Source organism: Embleya sp. NPDC005971, from assembly GCF_040629175.1.
GTDB lineage: Bacteria > Actinomycetota > Actinomycetes > Streptomycetales > Streptomycetaceae > Embleya.
Genome location: NZ_JBEXUX010000012.1, coordinates 24,503 through 30,628 on the forward strand (window position 1 = coordinate 24,503; position 6,126 = coordinate 30,628).

Below are 6,126 nucleotides of genomic sequence, written 5' to 3' on the forward strand. Positions count from 1 at the left end.
CACCATGGTGACGACTCGGCCGCTGCGGCGGATCAGTTGGTCGTTCGCGGCCGACGGCGGGCACGCCGCCTGCCTGGCCACCCACGGCGACGGCACGTGGCGGGTCGAGTCCTGGTCGTTGCGACCGGGTCGGGCCAGCGGCGCGTTACCGGTGGGCACCGGTGCGCCCGAGCGGCTGCACAGCCAGTTGCTCGCGCTGCCGGACGGCCGGGTGTTGGTCTGCCGACACCAGCCGGGGCGGCACGAGTTGGCCCTGCTGGAGGCCGACGACGCGGGCAGCGAGCGGCACTTGGCCACGGTCCGGCTGCCGGGTCTGCGGTTGTTGCCCTATCCCGGCCCGGACGCGCTGGCGCTCGCGCTCGGGGCGGACACGACGCCCTCGACCACGGTGTGGCTGGTCCGCGAGGACGGCCGGTTGGACGCCGCGGCGGAGTTGTCGGGCCTGTACAGCGGCGGGGTCTGGCTCGACCCGGACGGGCGGCGGCTCGCCCTGGACGAGGTGCGGGGCGGCCGCGTCAAAACCGTCGCGCTCGACTTCGAAACCGCCACGGTGCGGCCGTTCCTGGAATTGACCGAGGAGAGCAACGATCGTTTGTTGCTCGCCGATCCGGTCGGCGGCCTGCTGGTGATCGCCAGCAACGCGCCGGGCTCCGATCGCCTCGGCTGGATCCGACTGCCCGCCGACCGGGGGCAGTTGCCCGGTCGGGTGCGCCTGCCCGAGCTGGTACACCTGCCGGACGCGCAGGTGCGGCCGATCGCGATCGCGCCGGACGGCCGCCGGGTCGCGCTCCAGTTGGACCGGGGGGCGATATCCCGGTTGGCCATCTGGACCCCCGAGGACGGCACGCTGGTGGAGGTCGCGACCCCGGACGGTTGTCTGGGCGCGGTCGGCCGGTGGACCGATCAGGGGCTGCGCGTCCCGTACTCCGCGCCGGATCGGCCCAGTTGCCTGGCCCGGTTGGATCCGGAGCAGCCCGGGTCATGGCGTCAGGACGGCGAGCCGGGTCCGTTCATCGGCTTCGAGGACGCGACCCGTCCGGTGTGGCGGCCGGCCCATCTGGAGCTTTTGGTCGGGGGCGCCGGGCCGATCGAGTCGGTCGTGTACGGCGGGCCGGACTGGCGCGCCGCGGAGCATGTGCTGCTCGCCCTGCACGGCGGTCCCGCGGCGGCCTGGCGGTTCGAGTTCGACCCGCTCCTGCAACGGCTCGCGGCGGCGGGCATCGCGGTGGTGGCGCCCAATCAACGTGGCAGCACCGGCTACGGCGCGCGTTTCGCCCGCGAGTTGCACGGCGCGTGGGGCGGTCCGGATCTGGCCGACGTGACCGCGATCGGCCGCACCATGGGCGCCGAGCGGGCCGCGTTCAAGCTCGCCCCGCCGGCCCTGTTCGGGGTCAGCTACGGCGCCTATCTCGCACTGTTGGCCGCGTCGTTCGCGCCGAACGTGTGGTCGAGGTGTCTGGCGGTGGCGCCGTTCCTGTCCGGGCCGAGGTTGATCGCCCAGGCGTCGCTGCCGATTCGCGCGCTGATGACCCGGCTCGGTGGCGACACCGAGTACGTCGACGAGCAGGGGCCGCGCGATGTGGTCGCGGTGTGCGAACGCATCGCCGTACCGCTGCTGTTCGTGCACGGCGACCGGGACGACACGATCCCGGTCGGCCAGTCCCGAACCCTGCGGCACACCCTCCTCGGCCGCGGCCGGGTCGAGGGTACCGATTTCCGCTATCTGGAGCTTCCCGGTCTGGGCCACGAGGTCCTGACCGGGGATGGGGCACCCGATCTCCACGCACGCCTGACCGGTTTCCTGCAAACCGGCCGGGTGTGACGACAGGGGGGAACCGCCCCGCAACACCCGTCGCGGGCATCCGCTCGCGACGGCGGCAACGTCCCGAAGGAGATCCACCATGGAGCACATCGAGACCGACCTCGCGGCCCTGCAGCAGCTCCCCGAGACCGAGTCGGTCGAGCTCGGCGGGCACGGCGGCAACGGCTGCCAGTTCACCTGTCTGCTGGTCACCTGCCTGATCTTCACGATCAGCTAGTTCCGGCGCCGCGCGTTCCGGCCGGTCGGCCGGTGGCGCGACACCGGGCCGGCGTCCGTCTCGACGGGCTGCGGTTCGCCGCGGTGCGCGGGTGGACGACCCGGTGAGCACGAACCCGGGACCGGGAGTTCCTGCCGGAATCAGGAGCTCCCGGTCTCGGGCCGACCTCAGCATGGCAATCGCGGACGGTTCGGGGCGGGCGGCACGCCGCCGGTACGTCCCGTGCTTGCGCTTGGTTGCGCTTCGTATCTCTTCGTACTTCGTATCTCTTCGTACGTTCTTCTTCGTCGCGACGGCGCCGTCCGGGTGCCGCCCCGTTCAACGCTCCGCGCACCCGAGGAGTCACGCTGTGGCCGATGTTGCGATAGCCACGCAGGTCGCCCCGACCCGGGGGGATCGCACCGGCACCGGCGTGCGGGCCGCGTTGCGGACCGCGCCCGGGCCGACCCTCACGCTGGCCCTGGCCGTCCCGGCCGGGTCGATCGCCGCGTTGTTGTTGCCTGCGGCCGTGGCCGGCTCGGTGGACGCGGTGGTGCGCGGCGATTCCGCGTCGGGGCCGACCCTGCGGTTGGTGGCCGTGCTCGTGCTGGGGCTGCTCGCCGGTGTGCTGACCGAGATGGCCGGGCCGGGTCTGGCCGCCGAGCTGACCGCGCGGTTGCGCCGGCGACTGGCGGTGCGGATCACCGATCTGGGCATCGGGGCGCGGAATCCTTTTGCCGCCGGCGACGTCGTCTCGCGACTGGTGGGCGCGGCGCCGGACGCGGCCGGATCGGTCCCCGCGCTGCTGGGTACGCTCGGCGCGCTGGTCACCTCGCTCGGCGGGATCGTCGCGTTGGCGCTGATCGATCCGTGGCTGGCCGTCGGCTTCGTCGGCGGGCTTGTGCCGGGTCTGCTGGTGGTGCGGCTGTTCATGGACCGGGCGACCGACCTGTTCACCCGCTATCAGGTGGAGCAGAGCGGCTTGGCCGCCCGGCTGGGCGACGCGCTCGCGGGGGCCCGGACGATCCGGGCCTGCGGTACGCACGATCGCGAGATCGCCCGGGTGCTCGCGCCGCTGCCCGGGTTGTCGGCGGCGGGCCACAGCCTGTGGCGGGCCCAACGCAACGCGGTCGCCCAGGTGTTGCTGCTCGCGCCGATGGTCGAGCTGACCGTCCTGTCGACCGCCGGATGGCTGCTCGCGGACGGCCGGATCCCGCCCGGGCAACTGGTCGCGGCAGCCGGATACGCGGCGCTCGGACTGGGTTTCCTGGAGCAGGTCGAGGCGCTGGTGGCCGTCGCCCACGCCCGGGCCGGGCGGGTCCGGGCGGACGAGTTGCTCGCGGTCGAGCCCGCCGGGTACGGGACGGCGCGCACCCTGCCGCCGGGGCGTGGTGAGTTGACCTTCCGGGGGGTGTGCGTGCGGGTGCCGGAGCCCGGTCGGGACGCGCTCCGGGTGGTACTGGACGGGATCGACCTGACGGTGCCGGCGGGCGCGTGCGTGGCGCTGGTCGGGGCCTCCGGGTCGGGCAAGTCGACGCTGGCGGCACTGGCCGGGCGGTTGCGCGAGCCGGACGAGGGCGAGGTGCTCCTGGACGGCCTGCCGGTGACCCGGTTGGCCCGGGGCGAGTTGCGGCGCGGAGTCGCCTACGCGTTTCCGCGGCCGGTGCTGGTGGGCGCGGACGTGGCGGGGGCGCTTGCGTACGGGCGGACGGGGGCGAGTGCGCAGACGGTGACCCGGGCGGCCGAGATGGCCTTCGCGGACGACTTCGTCCGCCGGCTGCCGGCCGGCTACGCGACCCGTACCGAGGGCCTGGCCCTGTCCGGCGGCGAGGTTCAACGACTGGGCCTGGCACGGGCGTTGGTGCAGGATGCGCGGGTGCTGGTGCTGGACGACGCGACCGGCGGGCTGGACACGGTCACCGAGCACCGCATCCACGAGGCGTTCCGCACCGGCCTCGCGGGTCGCACCCGGTTGGTGGTCGCCCACCGTGCGGTCGCGGCAGCCGACGCGGACCTCGTGGTCTGGCTGGACGCCGGCCGCGTCAGGGCCCTCGGCACCCACGCGGAACTGTGGAGCGACCCGGCCTACCGAGCGGTGTTCACCACGAACGACGCCTCCTCCGGCCAAAGCCGATGAGGGACGGGACGGGATGAGCGAGGCGGCGACCGGCGACGCACCCATGTGGCGGCTCGGGCCCGGGTGGCGGGCCGGGGGCGAAGCGGTGGGGCGCGGGGTGCGGGCGGGTGGGGATGCGGCGGCGGACGGGAATCTGCCGTCGGAGCACGGGGCTCGGGTGGTGAGCGGGGCTTCGGCGCCGGAACGAGGGCTGGGGTCGGCGTCGGGCGGGGACTCGGCGGAGCGACCCGAACGGGCGCGGACGGAAACCGGCCCTGTGCACGAGGCGTCGGCCAAGCGCCCCCGACGGATGCCGGCGACGGCCGAGGAAGGGTCGGCTTGCGAGGACTCGGCGGGGTCGTCGGGGCGGACACCGACCTCGGTCCGGTCCACGCTCGGGCCGCCGGCCGGGCGACCGGGAAGCACCCCCGCGGACGGCGGGGCGCCGGCGGCGGGCGAGGAGCCGGGAGCGGACGAGGCCGCGCGCGAAGCCTTCGCGGCGCGACCCGGACAAGCCCCGACGGCGCGCCACGACAGGGCGGGCGGCACCCCGGGCGAGTCTCCCGCCGGACGACCGGGGCGGACACCGGCGGAACACGGGGCGCCGGCGGCGGGCGAGGCCGCGCGCGAAGCCTCGGCCGGGCCGTCGCGGCGGGGACCGGTGGCCGGTCGAACCGGCGAACGGGCCTGGTTCTCGGCGGTCTCCGTGCACGCGACGCACGCGCCGTTCCCGTGGGTCGGGCCGTCGACCCCGAACGCCGCCACCGACAGGACGCACTCCGGCGACCCGGCCGGGACCGAAAGGGGAAGCCGGATGACCGACGACGGACCACAGGACGCGTTTCGCGCGGACGTGGCACAGGGCGACGGTGCGTCGGGCGCGGATCGAGAGCGCGCGACGACGGGCGCGGGCGACCGCGTGGTCGCCGGCACGGGTGCGGAGGTGAGCGACGGTGCGAGTACGGGCGATGGTGTGGTGTCCGCGGCTCCGGAACGAACCGGGCGGCGTTGGCGGCTCCGGAACGGGTGGGGGCGGAGCGGCCGACGGCGGGCCGTGCGGGCGGGCATGGACCCGGACGTCGGCGAGAACCCCCCGCAAGGAGCCGAGGCCCCGCGCCGGGGCGGGCGACGACGAGTGGTGTGGGCCGGCCCGGGTCGGGAGACGGACGGGAACTCGCCGAGCCCGCTCGAAGACGCGACCGCGGCGGCCGAGGCTCCCGGCAGGCGATCACGACGGCTGGTGGTCTGGACCGGCATCGAGGCGGAAGCGGACCGAGGTTCGCCGCCCGGCGCCGACGAGGAGGGCGGTACGGTCGAGGCCGTCGGGCGAGGGGCGTGGCAGCGGCCGGTGCCGCGGGGCGCCGGCAGCCCCGAGCCGGGCGGGCACTCGTCACCGGGCGCCGAGGACGAAAGCACGGCCGCCGGCCGGGGTCCACGACGGCGCGTGCTCCGGCTCGGCCCGAACCCCGAGCCGAGCCGGGACTCGGCTCCCGCCCATGAAGACGAAGGCGAAGCCTGCGAGGCTCCCGGCGGGAACACCCGGGCACCGACGGCGTGGGCCGGCACGAATCCGGAGCGGGACCGGAACTCGGCGGGTGCCGCGGGACACACGGGTGAGGCAGCCGCCGAGACTTCGGCTCGCGGCACCGCGCCGCGAGCGCCTCGGGGTGACGCCGATCCCGAGCCCGAGCCCGACCGGAACGCTGCGGACGCCGTCGGCCACGCAGGTGACACGGCCGAGGCCCCCGACCGGAGCGCGGGACGACGCACGCTCCGGGCCGACGCCGAGCCGGGCCCGAGTTCATCGCACGGCCACAAAAACGAGAACAACGCGGCGAAGACCCCGAGCCGAGGCATTCGGCGGTCGATGCCCGAGGCCGGCCCGGAGTCCGAGGCGGACCGGGACTCGGCGGACACCCGCCGCAAGGCAGGCCGCGCGGCCGACGAAGCCCCCGACCGGAGCGCGGAGCGACACGTGACACGGGCCGACAC

Annotated in this window: 3 protein-coding genes; all 3 read left to right on the forward strand. The window is 75.4% G+C overall.

Going from position 1 to position 6,126, the window contains the following annotated elements:
- Window positions 1-4 precede the first annotated feature (4 nt).
- Window positions 5-1,822: an alpha/beta fold hydrolase gene (locus ABZ374_RS13280; protein ID WP_360310478.1), complete on the forward strand. Its 1,818-nt coding sequence runs from the start codon at window positions 5-7 to the stop codon at window positions 1,820-1,822.
- Between the two features lie 79 nt (window positions 1,823-1,901).
- Window positions 1,902-2,039 carry a VenA family class IV lanthipeptide gene (locus ABZ374_RS13285; protein ID WP_020549100.1) on the forward strand — a complete coding sequence of 46 codons (138 nt, stop codon included), beginning with the start codon at window positions 1,902-1,904 and terminating at the stop codon, window positions 2,037-2,039.
- A 349-nt stretch (window positions 2,040-2,388) separates the two neighbouring features.
- Window positions 2,389-4,155 carry an ABC transporter ATP-binding protein gene (locus ABZ374_RS13290; RefSeq protein ID WP_360310221.1) on the forward strand — a complete coding sequence of 589 codons (1,767 nt, stop codon included), beginning with the start codon at window positions 2,389-2,391 and terminating at the stop codon, window positions 4,153-4,155.
- Window positions 4,156-6,126: the final 1,971 nt, after the last annotated feature.

Coding starts and splice junctions, on each gene's coding strand:
- ABZ374_RS13280 (WP_360310478.1), top strand. CDS start 5: ATGGTGACGACTCGGCCGCTGCGGCGGATCAGTTGGTCGTTCGCGGCC.
- ABZ374_RS13285 (WP_020549100.1), top strand. CDS start 1,902: ATGGAGCACATCGAGACCGACCTCGCGGCCCTGCAGCAGCTCCCCGAG.